Source organism: Escherichia sp. XD33, from assembly GCF_019375075.1.
GTDB lineage: Bacteria > Pseudomonadota > Gammaproteobacteria > Enterobacterales > Enterobacteriaceae > Enterobacter > Enterobacter flexneri_A.
Window position 1 is genome coordinate 1 of record NZ_JAENDM010000038.1, and the last position, 23,544, is coordinate 23,544.

Here is a 23,544-nt window from a genome sequence, read left to right on the forward strand (position 1 = left end):
GAGGTCGTGGTATGGATGACGGATGGCTGGCCGCTGTATGAATCCCGCCTGAAGGGAAAGCTGCACGTAATCAGCAAGCGTTACACTCAGCGAATTGAGCGGCATAACCTGAATCTGAGACAACATCTGGCAAGGCTGGGACGGAAGTCACTGTCGTTCTCAAAATCGGTGGAGCTGCATGACAAAGTCATCGGGCATTATCTGAACATAAAACACTATCAATAAGTTGGAGTCATTACCAATAAAGCCGTAGCGCTTAGACATTTGTGAATGAGATGCACTGACTAAATCAATTGGCCCCCAACTGGTGTACCCCATAATATCCACACCATCGGCAATCGCTTCATTTACCTGTACCAGGTGATCGTTTAAATAGGCAATTCGATAATCGTCCTGTATCGAACCATCCGCTTCAACGCTGTCTTTTGCGCCTAATCCGTTCTCGACAATAAATAACGGTTTTTGATAACGATCCCAAAGCGTATTTAACAGAACCCGTAATCCAACCGGATCAATTTGCCACCCCCACTCTGAACTTTTCAGATGCGGATTGGGGATCATATTCAGTATGTTGCCCTGCGCATTTTTATTAATGCTTTCGTCGTGGGAAACACAACCAGTCATGTAATAACTAAAAGAGATGAAATCGACGGTATGTTTTAAATCTTCTGCGTCACTTTCAGTCATCTCAATGGTGATATTGTGGTCGCGGAAGAAACGCTGCATATAGCCGGGATACTGGCCACGCGCCTGAACATCACCAAAGAACATCCAGCGCCGGTTCTCTTCCATGGCCTGCAACATATCCTGTGGCTGGCAGGTGAGGGGGTAAACCAGCCCACCGAGAAGCATATTGCCGATTTTCGCTTCGGGGAGCAGGCTATGACAGGCTTTAACTGCCCGCGCACTGGCAACCAGTTGATGATGGATCGCCTGATAAACTTCCGCCTCGCCACTCTCTTCTGCCAGCCCCACGCCCGTGAATGGCGCGTGTAACGACATATTGATTTCATTAAACGTCAGCCATAACGCTACTTTATGTTGGTAGCGGGTAAAGACCGTGCGGGCGTAATGCTCGAAGTGATCGATGACCGCCCGATTAGCCCAACCGCCGTAGTTTTTCACCAGCCCATATGGCATTTCGTAATGGGATAACGTTACCAGCGGCTTGATCCCCGCCTGCGCCATTTCATCAAACAGCCGATCGTAAAACGCTAACCCCGCTTCATTCGGTTCGGCTTCGTCGCCCCGAGGGAAAATTCGCGCCCAGGCAATGGAAATACGCAGACAGGTGAAGCCCATCTCGGCAAATAACGCGATATCTTCCGGGTAACGGTGATAAAAATCGATGGCGACATCTTTGATATTCTCTTTCCCCAGGATGCGCGGTTCCATTTTTCCCATAACGCCATGAGGCTGTAAATCTGAGGTCGTAATCCCTTTGCCATCTTCCAGCCAGGCACCTTCCACCTGATTGGCAGCTGTTGCGCCACCCCAAAGAAATGTTTCTGGAAATGCTTTCATAATTAACTCCTTTTATCGTTAGCGAATGATGGATAACAGCGGTTCACCTGCGCTTATCTGCGCCGTGCCGTGGGGTAATACGTCTGTAAAATCATCGCTATTACTGATTAATACCGGCGTCGTCACATCAAATCCGGCCTCGCGAATAGCAGGGATATCAAAAGAAATCAGCCGATCGCCTGTATTGACCTTGTCACCCACGTTGACGTGAGCGGAAAAGAATTTGCCGTCCAGTTTTACGGTGTCGATACCGACATGAATCAGGATCTCCACACCATCATCTGACTCAATGCCAATGGCGTGTAATGTGGCGAACAACGAAGCAATTCGACCCGCAACCGGAGAACGCACTTCACCAACCGAGGGCAGAATGGCAATACCTTTACCCAACAGGCCACTGGCAAACGTGGTATCAGCGACGTGAATGAGCGGCACAATCTCTCCCGTCATCGGTGAACAGATACCGCCCTGCTCAGGTGGTGTAATAACCTCTGGTGTTTTCTCTTGCGGGGCACCCTGCGCTGGCTGACGTTTAGCGGTGATGAAATGAAGCATCACCGTACCGACAAATGCGCAACCGATGGCAATGACACCGCCAATAACGCTGGCCCAGACGGTGAAATCAATTCCCGTTGACGGGATGGTTTGCATGAAGGTGAAAATACTTGGCAAACCAAAGGAGTAGACTTTCGTTTGCGCGTAGCCAATAATGGTGGCCCCCAAAGCCCCACTGATACAGGCGATAACAAAGGGGTACTTACGCGGCAGGTTGACGCCATATACCGCTGGTTCGGTGATACCAAACAGACTCGTCAACGCCGCTGATCCCGCCACCACTTTTTTCTGCGCATCGCGTTCGCAGAGGAAGACGCCGAGCGCCGCCCCGACCTGCGCCATAATGGCGGGCATTAACAGCGGGATCATGGTGTCGTAGCCCAGCACGGTGAAGTTATTGATACACAGCGGCACCAGGCCCCAGTGCAGTCCGAACATGACGAAGATTTGCCAGAAGCCGCCCATTACCGCGCCCGCAAATGCAGGAACCGCCTGATAAAGCCAGAGATAACCGGCGGCAATCAGTTCGCTTATCCAGGTTGATAGCGGCCCCACCAGCAGAAAGGTGACGGGTGTGATAACCATCAGACATAGCAATGGTGTGAAGAAATTTTTGATTGCCGACGGTAACCACGCATTAAGTCGGCGTTCCAGAATGCTGCACAACCAGGCAGAAAAAATAATGGGAATAACCGATGACGAGTAATTCAACAATGTGACCGGAATACCCAGGAAATCCAGCCCCAGCGCATCCGCTTTTTGCCCGTTCTCGAAAGCAGTCAGAATTAATGGATGCACTAACGCTCCACCAATCACCATGGCAGTAAATGGATTACCGCCGAAGCGTTTCCCCGCGGTGTATCCCAGGATTATCGGGAAGAACCAAAACAAGGCATCACTGGCGCTGAATAAAATTAAATAAGTACCACTTTGTTCGGTCGTCCACTGAAAAGTGAGCGCCAGAGCCAGCATACCTTTCAAGATCCCGGTTGCCGCCATCAAACCGATCAGAGGCGTAAAAATACCTGAAATAACATAAACAAAGCGGTTTAGCAGATTACCTTTATCATCATTTTCCGGTGCCTGTTGCGCTTTTTCGTCAAGGCCTGCCACACTGTTAACCGCCAGGAAGACATCGGCCACATGGTTACCTATGACCACCTGAAACTGGCCACCGCTTTCCACCACCATAATAATACCGGGGGTCTTTTTCAGTACCTCTGCTTGCGCTTTGCTTTCATCCTTTAATTTAAAACGTAATCGCGTTGCGCAATGCATCAGACTCACAATGTTATCTGCGCCCCCGACTCCTGCGACTATTTTTCTGGCTAACTCCGTCATAACTTGCCCTCTACCGCTTTGCGGCAAAACTCCAAAAAAAAACCTGAAAAAAACGGCCTGACGTGAATCAAGCAATTTTTTTCAGGTTTTGCCCGCTTAGTGCGGTAACAATCCTTTACTCAGTAATAATATTTCAGTGTTCTTTGCGCACGCGCTCTATATTTATGGCTAAAAACATAATCTCTGCGGGTGAAATTTTACGTTGATACTGCAAACCAATAAAAATGGCGATCCGTTCCGCACATTGCCATGCTTGCGGGTAATTTTGTTTTACTGCTTGTTGTAATGATTCATCACTATCGTTAATTGAAGCATGTTCAAGAATACGCCAGGATAAAAACTTCAGATGTGTAACCAGTCGCTGATAACTCAAGCTTTCTTCCTGGTAATTAAGGCTGAACTGAAATTTTATTAATTGCAGCATTTCGCGCATTAACTGCGTGACACCTGCAACATCCTCCATATTTCCGCTCATTTGGGCACTGACCAGATGCATGGCAATAAAGCCCACTTCATCTTTCGGTAACTGCACGCCCAACCGTTTATCAATAATGGTTAACGCTTCTTCCCCTAGCTGGAACTCTTTCGGGTAAAGCCGCTGGATATCCCACAGCAACGGGTTGGGCAGCAACACGTTTTGCTGAAAGCGTTTAATCGCAAACTGGCAATGGTCAGTTAGCGAGATATAAATACTGTCCTGTAATTTTCCCAAGCGCTCCTGCGCTAAAGAGATAATACGATCACAGGTTGCCATCACCTCAAGAGGAATATGACTTAAGAGTTCGCTTAATCGCCCGTTCAGTTCATGACTGCTCAAGGCATACTCTTTTTCTATTCCACTTGAGTTAATTCTTTCGCCAGCGCGTTTTTGAAAGCCAATTCCGCGCCCCATGACGACTTTTTCCCGCTGTTGATCATCAATAACCACCACAACATTATTGTTGAGAATTTTGGTGATTTGCATGTTCATAGCAAGGACCTTTTTTATAAACAAAAAAACCCGACTTCACCAGTATTCTCTGGTTATGTCAGGTTTTGCCTGCGAATGCAGTAACAATCCAGTCATTTATTAATGGTTTTTATAACGAACATCCAGGTTCGGAAATTAATTTAATTGCGTGCAGAGAAAATAGCAATGCGCTATTGATAAAAATATGACCATGCTCGCAGTTATTAACTTTGTGTAATTTTAGGAATTTATAAAGTTATATATAACAAATCCCAATAATTAAGTTATTGGGATTTGTCTGGTGAATTATTTGTCGCTATCTTTCCCCGCCAGCAGTTTATCCAGCTCATCGCCACCGACGTGACGGAAATCCTGCCCCTTCACGTAGTAGAAGATAAACTCACAAATATTCTGGCAGCGGTCGCCAATACGTTCGATAGAACGCGCGCAGAACAGCGCAGTAAGTACGCTCGGAATGGTACGCGAATCTTCCATCATGTAGGTCATCAGTTGACGAACAATACCTTCGTATTCCTGATCGACTTTTTTATCTTCACGATAAATACGTACCGCTTCGTCAATGTCCATCCGCGCGAACGCGTCCAGCACGTCGTGCAGCATCTGGATGGTATGACGGCCCAGCGACTCCAGACTTACCAGCAACGGCTGATGCTGCTGGGAGAATTTCTCCAGCGCAGTACGGCAGATTTTGTCCGCCACGTCGCCAATACGCTCCAGCTCGGCAATGGTTTTACTGATCACCATAACCAGTCGCAGGTCGCTCGCCGTCGGCTGACGTTTGGCGATAATGCGCACGCAGGCTTCATCGATCGCCACTTCCATCATGTTGACGTTCTTGTCGCCTTCGATGACGCGCTTCGCCAGATCGCTGTCCTGGTTATGCATCGCGGTGATTGCATCAGAAAGCTGCTGCTCCACCATGCCGCCCATGGTCATCACCTGCGTGCGGATACTTTCCAGTTCGGCGTTGAACTGGCCGGAAATATGTTTATTAAGATTGAGACTGTCCATAACGCACTCCTGAATCAACCGTAACGACCGGTGATGTAGTCTTCTGTTTGTTTCTTCGCTGGCTTGGTGAACAGATCGTCCGTGTTGCTGAACTCAATCAATTCGCCCAGGTACATAAACGCCGTGTGGTCGGAACAACGCGCAGCCTGCTGCATGTTGTGGGTGACGATCACCACGGTGTAATCCTGCTTCAGTTCGGTGATCAGCTCTTCAATACGCCCGGTAGAGATAGGGTCGAGCGCCGAACACGGTTCGTCGAGCAGCAGCACTTCCGGGCGAATGGCGATACCACGCGCAATACACAGACGCTGTTGCTGACCACCAGAGAGAGAGTAACCGCTCTGGTGCAATTTATCTTTGGTTTCGTTCCACAATGCGGCTTTGGTCAATGCCCACTGCACGCGCTCGTCCATGTCGGCACGGGAGAGCTTCTCAAACAGACGAACGCCAAAAGCGATGTTGTCGTAGATGGACATCGGAAACGGCGTCGGTTTCTGGAACACCATGCCCACTTTCGCACGCAGCAGTGCGATATCCTGAGAGTTGGTCAGGATGTTGTCGCCATCAAGCAGAATTTCACCTTCCGCACGCTGCTCCGGGTACAGTTCAAACATTTTGTTGAAGGTACGCAGCAGCGTCGATTTACCGCAGCCGGACGGCCCGATAAACGCCGTTACCTGGTTTTTAGCGATATCCAGGTTGATGTTTTTCAGGGCATGGAATTTGCCGTAGTAGAAGTTCAAATTACGAACCTGAATTTTACTCGGGGCAGTTTCAACCATACTCATTGCAATCTTTTCCTCATCGTGCCTGATGCACTTCGCGAATCAGGCTTACCGTAGGCCGGATCAGGCGTTCACGCCGCATCCGGCAAAGTGTTAACCGTGTACAGAGTCAAAAAGGCGCTCGGTCGGTCCCCTCGCCCCTCTGGGGAGAGGGTTAGGGTGAGGGGAAAACCGTGTCAGCAATATCAACCGTGTTTATTCTTCGCGAAAACAACGCGCGCCAGAATGTTCAGCAGCAGTACGCACAGGGTAATGATCAATACCCCGGCCCAGGCCAGCTGCTGCCATTCCGCAAACGGGCTCATCGCAAACTTAAAGATCGTCACCGGCAGGTTGGCGATCGGCTGCATCATGTCCGTGCTCCAGAACTGGTTGGAGAGCGCGGTAAACAGCAGCGGCGCGGTTTCACCAGCAATACGGGCAATCGCCAGCAGGATACCGGTCATGATCCCGGACACCGACGCTTTCAGCGTGATCGCGGAGATCATCTTCCACTTCGGTGTACCCAGCGCATAAGCCGCTTCACGCAGGCTGTCCGGCACCAGTTTCAGCATGTTCTCGGTGGTGCGGATAACAATCGGCACCTGCAACAGCGCCAGCGCAATCACGCCCGCCCAGCCGGAGAAGTGCTCCATCTGCGCCACCACAATGGTGTAAACAAACAGACCAACCACAATCGATGGCGCAGAGAGCAGAATGTCGTTAATGAAGCGAATCACTTCTGCCAGCCAGGATTTACGACCATATTCAGCCAGATAAATCCCCGCCATAATGCCCAGCGGCGTACCGAATACCGTGGCCCACAAAATTAACAGGCCGCTACCTGCCAGGGCGTTCGCCAGACCACCACCTTCCGTATTGGGCGGCGGCGTCATTTCAGTGAACAGCGCCAGCGACATACCGTCGATACCGCGGGTGATGGTGGACATTAAAATCCAGATCAGCCAGAACAGACCGAAGGCCATCGTCGCCATTGAGAGCGTCAGTGCAATACGGTTCTTGAGGCGGCGACGCGCCTGCATTTTGCGGCGGGATTCAGCCAGCGCCGCATTGGTTTGCATTTCAACCATAGCCATTAGCGTGCCCCCTCATTCTTAGCCAGGCGCATAATCATAAACTTCGATGCGGCGAGGACGATGAAGGTAATCACAAACAGGATCAGGCCCAGTTCCATCAGTGCGGCAACGTGCAGACCGGATTCCGCTTCCGCAAATTCGTTCGCCAGTGCAGAGGTGATACTGTTGCCCGGCATATACAGCGAGGCGCTGTCGAGCTGGTAGGTGTTACCGATGATAAAGGTCACCGCCATGGTTTCACCGAGCGCGCGGCCCAGCCCCAGCATGATGCCGCCGATAACACCATTTTTGGTGAACGGAAGAACGATACGCCAGATAACTTCCCAGGTGGTGCAGCCAATACCGTAGGCCGACTCTTTCATCATCACCGGGGTTTGTTCGAACACATCGCGCATTACCGCCGCAATGTACGGAATAATCATGATGGCGAGGATCACGCCTGCCGCGAGGATACCGATACCAAATGCAGGGCCAGAGAACAGCGCGCCAACAATCGGAATATTCGACATGATATTGCCGACCGGCTCCTGGAAGTAAACGGCGAACAGCGGCGCAAAGATAAACAGGCCCCACATGCCGTAAACGATACTTGGAATGGCTGCCAGCAGCTCAATGGCGATACCCAGCGGGCGTTTCAGCCAGCCGGGCGCAAGCTCAGTCAGGAACAGGGCGATACCGAAACTCACCGGGACGGCGATCAGCAGCGCGATAAACGAAGTCACCAGCGTACCGTAGATCGGCACCAACGCCCCGTAGATATCGTTCGGTGCATCCCACTCTTTGGTCCACAGGAAAGCCAGACCAAATTTCTGAATGCTCGGCCAGGAGGAGATGATCAGAGAGACAATAATGCCACCCAACATCAATAGCACAATCAGCGCCGCCAGTTTTACCAGCACGCTGAAAATTATGTCGCCCTTTTTACCCGGTGGGTTAAAAGCAGGCTTGGTTGCAGCCATAAGTTACTCTTCAGTTAAACGCGTTTACAAAGTCATTTTGTAATGCCGGATGCGGCGTAAAACACCGTACCCGGCCTGGAGTTTTATTAGTACAGCGGCTTACCGCTACTGTCTTTAATATTGGTCTTCCACGCAGCGCGAACCTGTTCAACTACACTATCCGGCAGGCTGGCGTAATCCAGGTCGTTCGCCTGTTTAGCCCCGGTTTTGTACGCCCAGTCGAAGAATTTCAGCACTTCTGTGCCTTGTTCTGGTTTCTTCTGATCTTTGTGGATCAGAATGAACGTGGTAGAGGTAATAGGCCATGCATCTTCGCCTTTCTGGTTGGTCAGATCCTGAGCGAAGGTTTTGCTCCAGTCTGCACCTTTTGCTGCATTAGCGAAGTTTTCTTCGGTCGGACTAACCGGTTTACCATCAGCGGAGATCAGTTTGGTGTACGCCAGGTTGTTCTGCTTCGCGTAAGCATATTCAACATAACCAATTGCACCCGGCAGACGCTGAACGAACGCGGCGATACCGTCGTTACCTTTACCGCCCAGACCGATCGGCCATTTTACGGTAGAGCCAGTACCAACGTTGTTTTTCCACTCTTCGTTCACTTTCGCCAGGTAGCTGGTGAAGACGAAGGAAGTCCCGGAGCCATCTGCGCGGCGTACTACAGCAATGTTTTGTGAAGGCAGTTTCAGACCCGGATTCAGTTTGGCGATGGCTTCATCATCCCACTTCTTGATTTTGCCCAGGTAGATGTCGCCGAGGGTTTTACCATCCAGCACCAGTTCGCCAGACTTCAGCCCTGGAATGTTAACCGCCAGCACCACGCCGCCAATCACGGTCGGGAACTGGAACAGACCTTCCTGAGCCAGTTTTTCGTCAGACAGCGGCGCGTCAGAGGCACCAAAATCAACGGTATTAGCGATAATCTGTTTTACGCCACCGGAAGAACCGATACCCTGGTAGTTAACTTTATTACCGGTTTCTTTCTGGTAAGTGTCAGCCCATTTGGCATACACCGGCGCAGGGAAGGTTGCACCTGCACCTGTCAGGCTTGCTTCTGCAAACACAGAGAAAGCACTCATCGATAAGGTCGCGGCGACAACAGTTGCGACGGTGGTACGCATAACTTTCATAATGTCTCCTGGGAGGATTCATAAAGCATTGTTTGTTGGCTACGAGAAGCAAAATAGGACAAACAGGTGACAGTTATATGTAAGGAATATGACAGTTTTATGACAGAGAGATAAAGTCTTCAGTCTGATTTAAATAAGCGTTGATATTCAGTCAATTACAAACATTAATAACGAAGAGATGACAGAAAAATTTTCATTCTGTGACAGAGAAAAAGTAGCCGAAGATGACGGTTTGTCACATGGAGTTGGCAGGATGTTTGATTAAAAACATAACAGGAAGAAAAATGCCCCGCTTACGCAGGGCATCCATTTATTACTCAACCGTAACCGATTTTGCCAGGTTACGCGGCTGGTCAACGTCGGTGCCTTTGATCAGCGCGACATGGTAAGCCAGCAGCTGCAGCGGAACGGTGTAGAAGATCGGTGCAATCACCTCTTCCACATGCGGCATCTCGATGATGTGCATGTTATCGCTACTTACAAAACCCGCATCCTGATCGGCGAAGACATACAACTGACCGCCACGCGCGCGAACTTCTTCAATGTTGGATTTCAGTTTTTCCAGCAATTCGTTGTTCGGTGCAACAACAATAACCGGCATATCGGCATCAATTAGCGCCAGCGGACCGTGTTTCAGTTCGCCAGCAGCGTAGGCTTCAGCGTGAATGTAAGAGATCTCTTTCAACTTCAATGCGCCTTCCAGCGCGATTGGGTACTGATCGCCACGGCCCAGGAACAGCGCGTGATGTTTGTCAGAGAAATCTTCTGCCAGCGCTTCAATGCGTTTGTCCTGAGACAGCATCTGCTCAATACGGCTCGGCAGCGCCTGCAGACCATGCACGATGTCATGTTCAATGGAGGCATCCAGACCTTTCAGGCGAGACAGCTTCGCCACCAGCATCAACAGCACAGTTAACTGAGTGGTGAATGCTTTAGTGGATGCCACGCCGATTTCTGTACCCGCGTTGGTCATTAGCGCCAGATCGGATTCGCGCACCAGAGAAGAACCCGGAACGTTACAGATTGCCAGTGAACCAAGGTAACCCAGCTCTTTCGACAGACGCAGGCCAGCCAGGGTATCCGCGGTTTCGCCAGACTGTGACAAGGTGATCATCAGGCTGTTACGACGCACGGCAGATTTGCGATAGCGGAATTCAGAGGCGATTTCGACGTCGCACGGAATACCTGCTAGCGATTCAAACCAGTAGCGGGAAACCATACCGGAGTTATAAGAAGTACCACAGGCGAGGATCTGAATATGCTCAACCTTCGACAGCAGTTCGTCGGCGTTCGGTCCCAGCTCGCTTAAATCAACCTGACCGTGGCTGATGCGTCCGGTAAGGGTGTTTTTGATCGCGTTCGGCTGTTCGTAGATCTCTTTCTGCATGTAGTGACGGTAAATGCCTTTATCGCCCGCGTCATATTGCAGATTGGATTCGATATCCTGACGTTTTACTTCCGCGCCAGTTTTATCGAAGATGTTTACCGAACGGCGAGTGATTTCCGCAATATCGCCCTCTTCAAGGAAGATAAAGCGACGGGTCACCGGCAACAGCGCCAGCTGGTCAGAAGCGATAAAGTTTTCGCCCATCCCCAGGCCAATCACCAGCGGACTACCAGAACGTGCCGCCAGCAGGGTATCCGGGTGACGGGAGTCCATGATCACTGTACCGTACGCACCACGCAGCTGCGGGATAGCACGCAGAACGGCCTCACGCAGAGTCCCGCCTTGTTTCAGCTCCCAGTTCACCAGATGGGCAATCACTTCGGTGTCGGTTTCAGAAACGAAGGTATAGCCACGCGCTTTTAGCTCTTCACGCAGCGGTTCATGGTTTTCGATGATGCCGTTATGCACCACCACAATGTGTTCAGAAACATGCGGATGCGCATTCACTTCTGAAGGTTCACCGTGGGTCGCCCAGCGAGTGTGAGCAATACCAGTGCCGCCATGCAGAGGATGTTCTTCCGCTGCCTGTGCCAGCATCTGGACTTTACCGAGGCGACGCAGGCGGGTCATATGACCTTCTGCATCAACAACGGCCAGACCGGCAGAGTCATATCCGCGGTATTCCAGACGACGTAAACCTTCAAGAAGGATTTCTGCTACATCACGTTGCGCGATCGCGCCAACAATTCCACACATAGTTTTTGATTCCGATTTATATCGTTGTCGGTCAACCTGTATGCCCGTTTTTTCGGGCGCCCCGAGCCTTGTAGAGAGTGGGGTTATTTTTATAGTTACTGCTTGTGGGAGGGAGATTATGTTATCTCCTCATCCCATGTGACCGGGTTAGCCGGCCAGAATCACTTTTTCTTTACCGGACGACGCCAGCCTTCTTTCTGAGTCTGCGGCACACGGCTGATAGCTAATGCATTTTCGCCGACATTACGCGTCACAGTTGTACCCGCAGCAATGGTCGCGCCTTTGCCTACTGTTACCGGGGCCACCAGCTGAGTGTCGGAACCAACAAACACATCGTCGCCGATAATGGTCTTAAATTTATTCGCACCATCGTAGTTGCAGGTAATGGTTCCCGCGCCGATGTTAACGTTATCGCCAATTTCCGCATCGCCCAGGTAAGTCAGATGACCAGCTTTCGAGCCTTTACCCAGACGCGCTTTTTTCATCTCAACGAAGTTACCGACGTGAGCACCTTCCAGCAACTCAGCACCAGGACGCAAACGGGCAAACGGGCCAATGGTACAGGCCGCTGCCAGATTCGCATCTTCCACAACGGTATACGGACTGATTTCGCAATCATCGCCAATCACGCTGTTTTTAATCACGCAACCGGTGCCAATTTTCACGCGATGACCGAGAGTCACGTTGCCCTCGATGATAACGTTAGTATCAATTTCAACATCGCGCCCGTGAGTTAGCGTACCACGCAGATCAAAACGCGCTGGATCGCGCAGCATAACGCCTGCTAACAGCAGTTTTTCAGCCTGTTCGGACTGATAAACACGCTCCAGACGGGAGAGTTGCAGGCGGTTATTCACGCCTTCTACTTCGCTTAAACGTTGCGGATGAACGGCGACGATTTCACGCCCTTCCTGATACGCCAGCGCAATAATGTCGGTGATGTAGTATTCGCCCTGAGCATTATTGTTGGTCAGCTTCGCCAGCCAGCGTTTCATATCTGCGCCGTTGGCAATCAGAATGCCGGTGTTGATCTCCTGAATCTGACGCTGCTCGTCGGTGGCATCTTTGTGCTCAACAATGCCGGTAACTTTGCCGTTTTCACGGGTGATACGTCCATAACCGGTCGGATCATCCAGTTTCACCGTCAGCAGACCAATGCCACCCTGCGGTTTAGCATCACGCAGACGCTGGAGTGTTTCGACAGAGATCAGCGGCACGTCGCCGTAGAGCATTAAAATGTCTTCATCATCGGCAAAGAAAGGTGCGGCCTGCTGCATTGCATGACCCGTACCCAGCTGCTCTGCCTGAAGCACCCAGTTAAGGTTGTCGTCTTTCAGCGCCTGTTTTAGCAGATCGCCGCCGTGACCGTACACCAAGTGAACGTGCGCTGCGCCTAATTCATTCGCAGCATCAATGACATGCTGAACCATCGCTTTCCCGGCAAGGGTATGCAGCACTTTCGGAAGATCGGAATACATGCGCGTGCCTTTGCCTGCGGCAAGGATCACTACGCTCATAGCATTATTCAACATACGCGTCCTGACTGTAATTTGAGAACGAATTTAAACCGCTTCACCTTGAAAAAACTACATTTTTTTCATCGTGAAATGGACAGAGGATAAATTGTTCAATAACGGATTATCCCCGCTGACGAAAGCGCCATTTTCGACCATCGTCACGCCTTTTGTCTGCAGAAAATTAAGGCAGTACCTTAATTTAAGCGTCAGGTGGATGTTTTTGCTCTTATTTCGATCAATGAATAAACAGGAAAACAGGGGGGTTTTATATCAGCAGGATCTATGTGAACGCTATTCAGGACGGGTCACACGCGCAAAAAAAAGCCAGCCTGTTTCCAGACTGGCTTTTGTGCTTTTCAAGCCGGTGTTACATCGCTTTTTTGGTCAACTCGATAACGCGCAGCTGCGCGATCGCTTTGGCCAGTTCCGCAGACGCCTGAGCGTAATCTACGTCGCCGTGAGAGCTGCTAATGTGCTCTTCAGCCTTACGTTTCGCTTCCATGGCTCGCGCTTCGTCGAGATCCTGGCCGCGAATTGCGGTGTCGGCCAGAACGGTCACGTTGCCAGGCTGCACTTCAAGAATGCCGCCAGACAGATAGATAAACTCTTCGTGACCGTGCTGTTTCACGATGCGAATCATACCAGGCTTAATGGCGGTGAGCAGCGGTGCGTGGCCAGGGTAGATCCCCAGTTCACCTTCGCTACCCGTTACCTGGATTTTCTCGACCAGACCAGAGAACATTTGTTGCTCTGCGCTGACGACGTCCAGGTGGTAAGTCATTGCCATATCACCCTCCGATTAAGGCGTTAAAGTTTTTTGGCTTTTTCCACAGCTTCTTCGATGGAACCGACCATGTAGAACGCCTGCTCCGGCAGGTGATCGTATTCGCCTTCCATGATGCCTTTAAAGCCACGGATGGTGTCTTTCAGGGAGACGTATTTACCCGGAGAACCGGTGAATACTTCTGCCACGAAGAACGGCTGGGACAGGAAGCGCTGGATCTTACGAGCACGCGCTACCACCAGTTTGTCTTCTTCAGACAGTTCATCCATACCCAGGATGGCGATGATGTCTTTCAGTTCCTGATAACGTTGCAGGATGGACTGAACGCCACGCGCGGTGTCGTAGTGTTCCTGACCAACCACCAGCGGGTCCAGCTGACGGCTGGTGGAGTCCAGCGGGTCAACGGCCGGGTAGATACCCAGAGACGCGATCTGACGGCTCAGTACCACGGTTGCGTCAAGGTGCGCAAAGGTGGTTGCCGGAGACGGGTCAGTCAAGTCATCCGCAGGTACGTATACTGCCTGTACGGAGGTGATAGAACCAGTTTTGGTGGAGGTGATACGTTCCTGCAGAACGCCCATCTCTTCCGCCAGGGTCGGCTGATAACCTACCGCTGAAGGCATACGGCCCAGCAGTGCGGATACTTCCGTACCGGCCAGGGTGTAACGATAGATGTTGTCAACGAACAGCAGAACGTCACGACCTTCGTCACGGAATTTCTCAGCCATGGTCAGACCGGTCAGAGCAACGCGCAGACGGTTTCCCGGCGGCTCGTTCATCTGGCCATACACCAGGGATACTTTGTCGATAACGTTGGAGTCGGTCATTTCGTGGTAGAAGTCGTTACCCTCACGAGTACGTTCACCTACGCCCGCAAACACAGAGTAACCGGAGTGCTCGATCGCGATGTTACGAATGAGCTCCATCATGTTTACGGTTTTACCTACACCCGCACCACCGAACAGACCAACTTTACCGCCCTTAGCGAACGGACACATCAGGTCGATAACTTTGATACCGGTTTCCAGCAGTTCCTGAGAGTTTGACAGCTCTTCGTAGGAAGGTGCTGCGCGGTGAATCGCCCAACGCTCTTCTTCACCGATCTCGCCTTTCATGTCGACCGGTTCACCCAGTACGTTCATGATACGGCCCAGAGTCGCTTTACCTACCGGGACTTCAATCGGGTGTTCGAGGTCTTTTACATCCAGACCGCGACGCAGACCGTCGGAGGAACCCATTGCGATGGTACGTACGATACCGCCGCCGAGCTGCTGCTGAACTTCCAGCACCAGACGCTCATTACCATTTTGCACCTCAAGAGCATCGTACACGCGCGGTACGGCATCCTGAGGGAATTCGACGTCAACTACGGCGCCGATTACCTGGACAATCTTTCCAGTAGCCATCTTAAATCCTCTACGAAATAACCTGTTTAAACCGCGGCGGCCCCCGAGACGATCTCGGTGAGTTCCTGAGTAATGCTGGCCTGACGAGCTTTGTTGTATACCAACTGCAGCTCTTTAATCAGGCTGCCGCCATTGTCGGTCGCGGCTTTCATCGCCACCATACGGGCGGCCTGCTCGCTGGCCAGGTTTTCAACCACGCCCTGATAAACCTGAGATTCGACATAACGACGCAGCAGGGTATCCAGCAACGCCTTCGGATCGGGTTCGTACAGGTAATCCCAGGATTTATGTTTCAGATCATCATCATCTGATGCCGGTAACGGCAGCAGCTGGCTGATGGTCGGAACCTGAGACATGGTGTTAATAAATTTGTTGCTGACAATGTAAAGCTTGTCCAGACGGCCTTCGTCGTAGGCCTGCAACATCACTTTTACCGGACCGATCAGTTCGGACAGGGAAGGGTTATCCCCCATGCCGGTGACCTGGGCAACAACATTGCCGCCCACGGAGTTGAAGAACGACACGCCTTTCGAGCCGATCATTGCGAGGTCGCATTGAACGCCTTTGTCGGTCCAGGTCTTCATTTCCGCCAGCAGTTTTTTGAACAGGTTAATGTTCAAACCACCGCACAAACCACGGTCGGTCGACACCACCAGGTAGCCCACGCGTTTAACGTCGCGGTCTTCCAGGTAAGGGTGCTTATATTCCAGATTACCGTGTGCAAGGTGACCAATCACTTTGCGCATGGTTTCTGCATAAGGACGGCTGGCCGCCATGCGATCCTGCGATTTACGCATTTTGGAAGCGGCGACCATCTCCATCGCTTTAGTGATCTTTTGCGTGTTCTGGACGCTTGCGATCTTACTACGTATCTCTTTTGCGCCGGCCATGAGCTTCTCCTCAATGCCTTGCGGCCTGCCCTAAGGCAAGCCGCCAGACGTTACCAGGATTGGGTTGCTTTGAAGGAATCGAGGATGCCTTTCAGCTTGCCTTCGATTTCGTCGTTGTAGCCACCGGTCTGGTTGATCTCTTGCATCAACGGAGCGTGATCACGGTCGACGTAAGCCAGCAGAGCGGCTTCGAAGCTGCCAATTTTCGACAGTTCAACATCCGCCAGGTAACCACGTTCTGCTGCGAACAGAACCAGAGACTGCTGCGCAACGGACATCGGCGCATACTGTTTCTGTTTCAGCAGTTCGGTCACTTTCTGACCGTGGTCAAGCTGCTTACGTGTTGCATCGTCAAGGTCGGATGCAAACTGAGAGAACGCTGCCAGTTCACGATACTGTGCCAGAGCGGTACGGATACCACCGGACAGTTTTTTCATGATCTTGGTCTGTGCTGCACCACCAACACGGGATACGGAAATACCCGGGTTAACCGCAGGACGAATACCGGCGTTGAACAGGTTGGTTTCCAGGAAGATCTGACCATCGGTAATGGAGATTACGTTGGTCGGAACGAACGCAGAAACGTCACCCGCCTGAGTTTCGATAATCGGCAGTGCGGTCAGAGAACCGGTTTTCCCTTTCACTTCACCTTTGGTGAAGGCTTCAACGTATTCGGCGTTAACACGTGCAGCACGCTCCAGCAGACGAGAGTGGAGGTAGAAAACGTCGCCCGGGAATGCTTCACGTCCTGGCGGACGACGGAGCAGCAGGGAGATCTGACGGTAAGCAACAGCCTGTTTAGACAGGTCATCGTAAATGATCAGCGCATCTTCACCGCGGTCACGGAAGTATTCGCCCATTGCGCAACCGGCATACGGTGCCAGGTATTGCAGTGCAGCGGATTCAGACGCGGTTGCTACCACAACGATGGTGTTAGCCAGTGCGCCGTGCTCTTCCAGTTTACGTACCACGTTAGAAATGGTGGACGCTTTCTGGCCGATAGCGACATAGATACATTTGATACCGGAATCGCGCTGGTTGATGATGGCATCGATAGCCAGTGCGGTTTTACCTGTCTGACGGTCACCGATGATCAATTCACGCTGACCACGACCGATTGGGATCATGGAGTCAACGGCTTTATAACCGGTCTGTACCGGCTGATCTACGGACTGACGTTCGATAACGCCCGGAGCGATTGCTTCTACAGCAGAGAAGCCGTCGTGATCCAGCGGACCTTTACCGTCGATTGGTGCACCCAGAGTGTTAACCACACGGCCCAGCAGGCCACGGCCAACCGGAACTTCCAGGATACGGCCAGTACACTTAACTTTCATGCCTTCGGCAAGGTCAGCGTACGGACCCATAACAACCGCACCTACAGAGTCGCGCTCGAGGTTCAGTGCGATAGCGTAACGGTTACCCGGCAGGGAGATCATTTCACCCTGCATACAATCGGCCAGGCCGTGAATGCGGATAACACCGTCACTTACAGAAACAATAGTACCTTCGTTGTGAGCTTCACTCACAACATTGAACTGAGCAATGCGCTGCTTGATCAGTTCGCTGATTTCGGTGGAATTCAGTTGCATGCTCCAGTCCCCTTAAGACTGCAAGACGTCTGCAAGGCGCTCAAGACGACCGCGTACGCTGCCATCAATGACCATATCACCCGCTCGGATGATAACGCCTGCCATTACAGACTTATCGATTTTGCAATTCAGCTTAACTTTGCGTGACAGACGTTTTTCCATCGCAGCAGAAATTTTCGCGAGCTGTTGTTCACTCAGTGCGGCAGCGGAAATGACGTCTACCTCAGCGGTAGCCTCACTCACGGCACGCAGGTGAATAAACTGCTCCAGAACATCCGGGAGCGCGTTAAGACGACCATTTTCAGCCATAACCCGAATCAGGTTCTGACCGTTTTCGTCCAGTTGCTCACCACAAACTGCGATAAACGACTCGGCGAGCGTTTCTGGCGCAAGCGCGCCAGAGAGAAGCTCTGCCATTTGTTCGTTTTTGGTTACCTCGGCGGCAAACGCCAGCATGTCCTGCCAGCGTTCTACACTTTGGTGTTCGACGGCAAAGTCAAAAGCTGCTTTGGCGTAGGGGCGAGCTACCGTAATAAATTCAGACATCAGCCCCTCCCTCCTTACAGTTCAGCGACAAGTTTATCCACGATGTCGCTGTTAGCAGCTTCATCCACGGAACGTTCGATGATCTTCTCGGCGCCAGCAACAGCCAGGATAGCAACTTGCTTACGCAGCTCTTCACGGGCACGTTTACGCTCGGCTTCAATTTCCGCCTGCGCCTGGGCCACGATTTTAGTACGTTCCTGTTCTGCCTCAGCTTTCGCTTCGTCCAGAATCTGCGAGCGGCGTTTGTTCGCCTGCTCGATGATTACCTGGGCTTCCGCTTTCGCTTTTTTCAGCTGGTCGGTCGCGCTGGCCTTTGCAAGGTCAAGGTCCTTATGTGCTCGTTCTGCGGAAGCAAGGCCGTCAGCAATTTCTTTTTGACGTTTTTCGATGGCTGCCATTAATGGCGGCCATACGTACTTCATGCAGAACAGAACGAACAGGACAAACGCGATGGCCTGGCCGAGGATTGTTGCGTTAAGATTCACAGCACAATGCCTCTATTTAGTTAACGTTCTGATATTGCTCTTTAAATAAAAGCAACGCTTACTACGCGACAGCGAACATCACGTACAGACCCAGACCTACAGCGATCATCGGGATAGCATCCACCAGACCCATAACGATAAAGAACTGAGTACGCAGCAGAGGAATCAGATCAGGTTGACGCGCTGCGCCTTCCAGGAATTTACCCCCGAGGATGCCGATACCGATCGCAGCACCGATTGCCGCCAGACCCATCATCACAGCGGCAGCCATGTACAGCAGATCCATATTCAGGTTTTCCATGACAGTCTCCAGTTTGTTTCAGTTAAAACGTAGTAGTGTTGGTAAATTAATGTTCTTCAGACGCCATCGACAGATAGACGATCGTCAGAACCATGAAGATGAAGGCTTGCAGCGTAATGATCAGGATGTGGAAAATGGCCCACGGCACATTCAGGATCCACTGTGACCACCACGGCAACAGACCAGCAATCAGAATGAAAATCAGCTCACCGGCATACATGTTACCGAACAGTCGCAAACCGAGTGAAACTGGTTTGGACAGCAGGCTTACCCCTTCAAGGATTAAGTTGACAGGAATGAACGCCCAGTGATTGAACGGCTGCAGCGTCAACTCTTTCGTGAAGCCGCCGATGCCTTTCATTTTGATGCTGTAGAACAGAATCAGGATAAATACGCCCAGTGCCATAGACAGCGTTACGTTCACGTCCGCAGACGGAACCACACGCAGTGCAGGCAGACCCAGTACATGTTCAGCAATGTACGGCAGCAGGTCGATAGGCAGTAAATCCATCAGGTTCATCAGGAATACCCAGACGAAGATCGTCAGGGCCAGCGGAGCAATCAGCTTGCTTTTGCCATGGTACATGTCTTTCACGCTACCATTAACAAAGCCGATCACCAGCTCAATCGCGGTCTGAAACTTACCTGGCACACCGCTGGTCGCCTTTTTGGCTACGCTACGGAATAAAACCAGGAACAACAGACCCAGCACCACCGAGAAGAACATGGAGTCAATATTGATTGTCCAGAAGGTGGCTGGGGGGTTTTGTGGATCCACCAGCGAGAATGTACGCAGGTCCAGCTGAAGGTTATTCAGGTGGTGTCCTATGTAATCCTGCGGCGTCATATTTTCTGAAGCCATGATGCCTTTTACCCTTTGTTGTTAATTACAGCCGGTGCCAGTATCTGAACCACCAGCACCAAAACCCACGTAACGATCAGCGGCAAGAATACCGCCTTTAAAACCGCCAACGCCACCACCAGTAACACCAACATCGCCAGAACTTTGAAAGCTTCGCCAAATGCGAATGTCCAGGCCACCCGGCCTTTCGCTGGTGTATGCGCCTGGTGACGCCAGGCAAATATCATAAACAAAACGTTAGGCAGAAAGACTGCCAGGCCCCCGCTTATTGCAGAGACGCCCCAGAAGGGGTCTTTGAGGCTGAACAGCAATCCACTTGCTATCACCACCAGTAACTGAACGAGCAGAAGCTTCCGAGCAACGTTTCGACTCACGAGCGACACAGACATCACGTTTTTCACTCCTGCTCCCTTCGAGGTATGCCGCGTGTCGTATAAAACTTTCTTTAAGGCTTAGAGTCAAGCATCAAAAAGCGGTCAAATTATACGGTGCGCCCCCGTGATTTCAAACAATAAGTAGCCAAAAGGTGAATAAATGTTTAAATATTTTTCCAGTGCATACAATTGCGACTTTTCTGCTAACCCTGTTCGATCATGAAAAACTGTAAATAACGCGTAAACACTGGTGATAAAGCGTGCTTCAGATCACATATTGCGCATGTTCGCGCACAGCATATTTATTTACTTGGCAAATGATGCCTTTGCAAGTTTATGATATTTCAGTCTAAAAACAGATACTGTTTTAATAAATGACATTTACACAACAAAAACCACCCATTGACATTTTTAATAATGTTTTAACAGCCAATGATGGTTCTTAGCGCCGATTTTTAGCAGACTGATATTTTCACTAATGACTTATTTTCTGCTTACCAAAAAAAGCCACGTTATCTTGTTGATGCAAAAGAGTGAACGTGGCGTTAAATGTAACCAGTTATATCAGTAGAAAACCTGGTTGTTGTTAACAGTCTAACCGGTCAATTTTTTATGATTTTTTTGATAAAAATTAAATTTTATTTGCTTTAATCACCACCAGATGACGTTCGCCATCCAGGGCTGGAACCTGAAGTTTAACCACTGATTCGACCTGATATTCTTCGGGCAACAAAGCGATTTCATCTTCCGGCATTTGCCCTTTCAGCGCGTAGAAACGGCCTTGCTCACCAGGAAGATGGTGGCACCAGCTCACCATATCGTTCAGAGAGGCAAAAGCGCGGCTAATTACGCCATCAAATGGCGGCTCTGAAGGAAACTCTTCTACCCTGCTCTGTACTGGCTCAATATTCTCCAGTTTAAGCTCATGTTGCACCTGACGAAGGAAACGCACGCGTTTACCAAGGCTATCCAACAGAGTGAAATGGGCTTCAGGACGCACGATAGAGAGTGGAATGCCTGGCAGTCCTGGTCCGGTACCGACATCGATAAACCGTTCACCTTGCAGATACGGTGCCACCACAATGCTATCGAGAATATGGCGTACCAGCATCTCATTAGGATCGCGGACCGAAGTCAGGTTGTACGCTTTGTTCCATTTATGCAGCATATTCACGTAGGCAATAAGCTGGTTTTTCTGGTGATCGGTAAGCGAAATACCTGCGTCTTTCAGCAGTAAGGAGAGTTTGTTGAGCACGGTGATTACCTGTTCTTGATGCGTTGCCTGGTAAGCGGGTGCTTACCAGGCATTTTTAATGCGTTATGCGCTACGACGCAGCATACCCTGTTTTTTCAGCCACACCAGCAGAATGGAGATGGCCGCAGGCGTGACGCCAGAAATACGCGAAGCCTGGCCGATAGAGGCCGGTTTGTGATCGTTAAGTTTGGCGATCACTTCGTTAGAAAGACCGGATACCTGGCGGTAATCCAGTGTCGCGGGTAGCAGGGTGTTCTCGTTACGCAGCTGCTTTTCGATCTCATCTTGCTGGCGCGCGATATAACCTTCGTATTTAACCTGAATCTCAACCTGTTCCGCCGCCTGTTCGTCTGTCAACGCAGGGGCAAACGGCGTCAGCGTGGTTAATTTTTCATAAGTCATTTCCGGACGACGCAGCAGATCTTCACCACTGGCTTCACGGGAAAGCGGCGCAGTCAGGTGAGCATTCACTTCGGCTGCAGCTTCCGCCGACGGGGTTACCCAGGTCGATTTCAGACGCTGACGCTCACGCTCGATATTCTCAAGTTTCTCGTTAAAGCGCGCCCAACGTTCGTCATCCACCAGGCCCAGTTCACGACCGATTTCAGTCAAACGCAGATCCGCATTATCTTCACGCAGCATCAGACGATATTCTGCGCGCGAGGTAAACATACGATACGGTTCTTTGGTTCCTAAAGTGCACAGGTCATCAACCAGTACGCCGAGATATGCCTGAGAACGCGCCGGAGCCCAACCTTCTTTGTCAGCAGACAGACGGGCAGCGTTAAGACCGGCCAGCAAACCTTGCGCAGCGGCTTCTTCGTAACCGGTAGTGCCGTTAATCTGACCAGCAAAGAACAGCCCCTGGATAAACTTGCTCTCCAGCGTCGGTTTCAGGTCGCGAGGATCGAAGAAGTCATACTCAATGGCATAACCCGGACGCACGATCTTCGCGTTTTCCATCCCCTGCATAGAGCGGACGATTTGCATCTGCACATCGAACGGCAGGCTGGTGGAGATACCGTTCGGATAAATTTCATTAGAGGTCAGTCCTTCCGGTTCAAGGAAGATCTGATGCTGATTTCTGTCGGCGAAGCGCATGACTTTGTCTTCGATCGACGGGCAGTAGCGTGGGCCGACACCTTCGATCACCCCTGCGTACATTGGGCTACGATCGAGGTTACTGCGGATCACATCATGGGTTTTCTCGTTGGTATGAGTGATATAACACGGCACCTGCTGGGGATGCTGGGACGCATTGCCCATAAACGAGAATACCGGCATTGGGTTATCGCCATGCTGTTGCGCCAGTACGCTAAAGTCGATGGTTCGAGCATCAATACGCGGTGGTGTCCCGGTTTTCAGACGACCAACGCGCAGCGGCAGTTCACGCAAACGGCGAGAAAGCGGAATGGACGGCGGATCACCAGCACGGCCACCGCTGTAATTATCCAGACCGATATGAATTTTACCGTCGAGGAACGTCCCAACGGTGAGCACGACGGCTTTGGCACGGAACTTCAGTCCCATTTGGGTAACAGCACCGACCACGCGATCGTTTTCGACAATAAGATCTTCAACCGCCTGCTGGAAGATCATCAGGTTCGGTTGGTTCTCCAGCGCCGTACGTACCGCCTGACGGTAGAGCACACGATCCGCCTGAGCTCGGGTAGCGCGAACCGCCGGTCCTTTGCTTGCGTTTAGTATCCTAAACTGGATACCCGCCTGATCGATCGCTTTCGCCATCAGACCGCCGAGTGCATCCACTTCTTTTACCAGATGTCCCTTCCCAATACCGCCGATCGCCGGGTTGCAGCTCATCTGCCCCAGAGTGTCGATATTGTGTGTCAAAAGCAGAGTCTGTTGACCCATACGCGCCGCGGCCATCGCGGCCTCGGTGCCTGCATGACCCCCGCCAATGATGATGACGTCAAAAGGATCCGGATAAAACATGGTGATTGCCTCGCATAACGCGGTATGAAAATGGATTGAAGCCCGGGCCGTGGATTCTACTCAACTTTGTCGGCTTGAGAAAGACCTG

The 23,544-nt window shown here is 51.2% G+C and carries 22 protein-coding genes; 1 reads left to right on the forward strand and 21 read right to left on the reverse strand.

Going from position 1 to position 23,544, the window contains the following annotated elements:
* On the forward strand, positions 1 to 225 hold a 225-nt coding region (locus K0778_RS18545), incomplete at its 5' end, for an IS1 family transposase (protein WP_024169623.1).
* Here the strand turns inward: K0778_RS18545 and bglB are convergent.
* The 21 genes from bglB to mnmG all read right to left on the reverse strand — a co-directional run bounded on the left by bglB (position 160) and on the right by mnmG (position 23,456).
* Positions 160 to 1,524 (reverse strand): 6-phospho-beta-glucosidase BglB, encoded by a 1,365-nt coding sequence (gene bglB, locus K0778_RS18550; protein ID WP_306420490.1) that lies wholly within the window; start codon positions 1,522 to 1,524, stop codon positions 160 to 162. The two genes, K0778_RS18545 and bglB, sit on opposite strands and share 66 nt — an antisense overlap.
* A gap of 18 nt (positions 1,525 to 1,542) precedes the next feature.
* Positions 1,543 to 3,420 (reverse strand): PTS beta-glucoside transporter subunit IIABC, encoded by a 1,878-nt coding sequence (gene bglF, locus K0778_RS18555; RefSeq protein WP_001618969.1) that lies wholly within the window; start codon positions 3,418 to 3,420, stop codon positions 1,543 to 1,545.
* A 133-nt stretch (positions 3,421 to 3,553) separates the two neighbouring features.
* Positions 3,554 to 4,390, reverse strand: a complete 837-nt coding sequence (gene bglG, locus K0778_RS18560) for a transcriptional antiterminator BglG (RefSeq protein ID WP_001295251.1) — start codon at positions 4,388 to 4,390, stop codon at positions 3,554 to 3,556.
* A gap of 285 nt (positions 4,391 to 4,675) precedes the next feature.
* Complete coding sequence (gene phoU, locus K0778_RS18565; RefSeq protein WP_000377786.1) at positions 4,676 to 5,401, reverse strand: phosphate signaling complex protein PhoU; 726 nt, start codon at positions 5,399 to 5,401, stop codon at positions 4,676 to 4,678.
* 14 nt (positions 5,402 to 5,415) lie between these two features.
* On the reverse strand, positions 5,416 to 6,189 hold the full coding sequence (pstB, locus tag K0778_RS18570) for a phosphate ABC transporter ATP-binding protein PstB (RefSeq protein WP_000063125.1): 774 nt from the start codon (positions 6,187 to 6,189) through the stop codon (positions 5,416 to 5,418).
* 182 nt (positions 6,190 to 6,371) lie between these two features.
* On the reverse strand, positions 6,372 to 7,262 hold the full coding sequence (pstA, locus tag K0778_RS18575) for a phosphate ABC transporter permease PstA (RefSeq protein ID WP_001251978.1): 891 nt from the start codon (positions 7,260 to 7,262) through the stop codon (positions 6,372 to 6,374).
* Positions 7,262 to 8,221 carry a phosphate ABC transporter permease PstC gene (gene pstC / locus K0778_RS18580; RefSeq protein WP_000741620.1) on the reverse strand — a complete coding sequence of 320 codons (960 nt, stop codon included), beginning with the start codon at positions 8,219 to 8,221 and terminating at the stop codon, positions 7,262 to 7,264. The genes pstA and pstC overlap by 1 nt, the downstream gene beginning before the upstream one ends.
* A gap of 86 nt (positions 8,222 to 8,307) precedes the next feature.
* Complete coding sequence (gene pstS, locus K0778_RS18585) at positions 8,308 to 9,348, reverse strand: phosphate ABC transporter substrate-binding protein PstS (RefSeq protein ID WP_000867146.1); 1,041 nt, start codon at positions 9,346 to 9,348, stop codon at positions 8,308 to 8,310.
* Between the two features lie 313 nt (positions 9,349 to 9,661).
* The gene (gene glmS, locus K0778_RS18590) at positions 9,662 to 11,491 is read right to left on the reverse strand and encodes a glutamine--fructose-6-phosphate transaminase (isomerizing) (RefSeq protein WP_000334099.1); all 1,830 of its coding nucleotides are present in this window, start codon (positions 11,489 to 11,491) and stop codon (positions 9,662 to 9,664) included.
* A gap of 161 nt (positions 11,492 to 11,652) precedes the next feature.
* Positions 11,653 to 13,023: a bifunctional UDP-N-acetylglucosamine diphosphorylase/glucosamine-1-phosphate N-acetyltransferase GlmU gene (glmU, locus tag K0778_RS18595; protein ID WP_000933736.1), complete on the reverse strand. Its 1,371-nt coding sequence runs from the start codon at positions 13,021 to 13,023 to the stop codon at positions 11,653 to 11,655.
* Positions 13,024 to 13,375: 352 nt separating this feature from the next.
* The gene (locus tag K0778_RS18600; RefSeq protein WP_001251965.1) at positions 13,376 to 13,795 is read right to left on the reverse strand and encodes a F0F1 ATP synthase subunit epsilon; all 420 of its coding nucleotides are present in this window, start codon (positions 13,793 to 13,795) and stop codon (positions 13,376 to 13,378) included.
* Positions 13,796 to 13,815: 20 nt separating this feature from the next.
* The gene (gene atpD, locus K0778_RS18605) at positions 13,816 to 15,198 is read right to left on the reverse strand and encodes a F0F1 ATP synthase subunit beta (RefSeq protein WP_000190506.1); all 1,383 of its coding nucleotides are present in this window, start codon (positions 15,196 to 15,198) and stop codon (positions 13,816 to 13,818) included.
* A 26-nt stretch (positions 15,199 to 15,224) separates the two neighbouring features.
* Positions 15,225 to 16,088, reverse strand: a complete 864-nt coding sequence (gene atpG / locus K0778_RS18610; protein ID WP_000896498.1) for a F0F1 ATP synthase subunit gamma — start codon at positions 16,086 to 16,088, stop codon at positions 15,225 to 15,227.
* Between the two features lie 50 nt (positions 16,089 to 16,138).
* Positions 16,139 to 17,680, reverse strand: coding sequence for a F0F1 ATP synthase subunit alpha (gene atpA / locus K0778_RS18615; protein ID WP_001176745.1), 1,542 nt, complete (start codon positions 17,678 to 17,680; stop codon positions 16,139 to 16,141).
* Between the two features lie 12 nt (positions 17,681 to 17,692).
* Entirely contained in the window at positions 17,693 to 18,226 is a 534-nt protein-coding gene (gene atpH / locus K0778_RS18620) for a F0F1 ATP synthase subunit delta (RefSeq protein ID WP_001288587.1), read from the reverse strand.
* 14 nt (positions 18,227 to 18,240) lie between these two features.
* Positions 18,241 to 18,711 (reverse strand): F0F1 ATP synthase subunit B, encoded by a 471-nt coding sequence (gene atpF, locus K0778_RS18625; protein WP_001052219.1) that lies wholly within the window; start codon positions 18,709 to 18,711, stop codon positions 18,241 to 18,243.
* Positions 18,712 to 18,772: 61 nt separating this feature from the next.
* Complete coding sequence (gene atpE, locus K0778_RS18630; protein ID WP_000429386.1) at positions 18,773 to 19,012, reverse strand: F0F1 ATP synthase subunit C; 240 nt, start codon at positions 19,010 to 19,012, stop codon at positions 18,773 to 18,775.
* Between the two features lie 46 nt (positions 19,013 to 19,058).
* Complete coding sequence (gene atpB, locus K0778_RS18635) at positions 19,059 to 19,874, reverse strand: F0F1 ATP synthase subunit A (protein WP_000135625.1); 816 nt, start codon at positions 19,872 to 19,874, stop codon at positions 19,059 to 19,061.
* An 8-nt stretch (positions 19,875 to 19,882) separates the two neighbouring features.
* A complete protein-coding gene (gene atpI / locus K0778_RS18640) occupies positions 19,883 to 20,263 on the reverse strand; it encodes a F0F1 ATP synthase subunit I (protein ID WP_000116695.1) in 381 nt (126 codons plus the stop codon).
* A 616-nt stretch (positions 20,264 to 20,879) separates the two neighbouring features.
* A complete protein-coding gene (gene rsmG / locus K0778_RS18645) occupies positions 20,880 to 21,503 on the reverse strand; it encodes a 16S rRNA (guanine(527)-N(7))-methyltransferase RsmG (RefSeq protein WP_000932839.1) in 624 nt (207 codons plus the stop codon).
* A gap of 63 nt (positions 21,504 to 21,566) precedes the next feature.
* Positions 21,567 to 23,456, reverse strand: a complete 1,890-nt coding sequence (mnmG, locus tag K0778_RS18650; protein WP_000499788.1) for a tRNA uridine-5-carboxymethylaminomethyl(34) synthesis enzyme MnmG — start codon at positions 23,454 to 23,456, stop codon at positions 21,567 to 21,569.
* Positions 23,457 to 23,544: the final 88 nt, after the last annotated feature.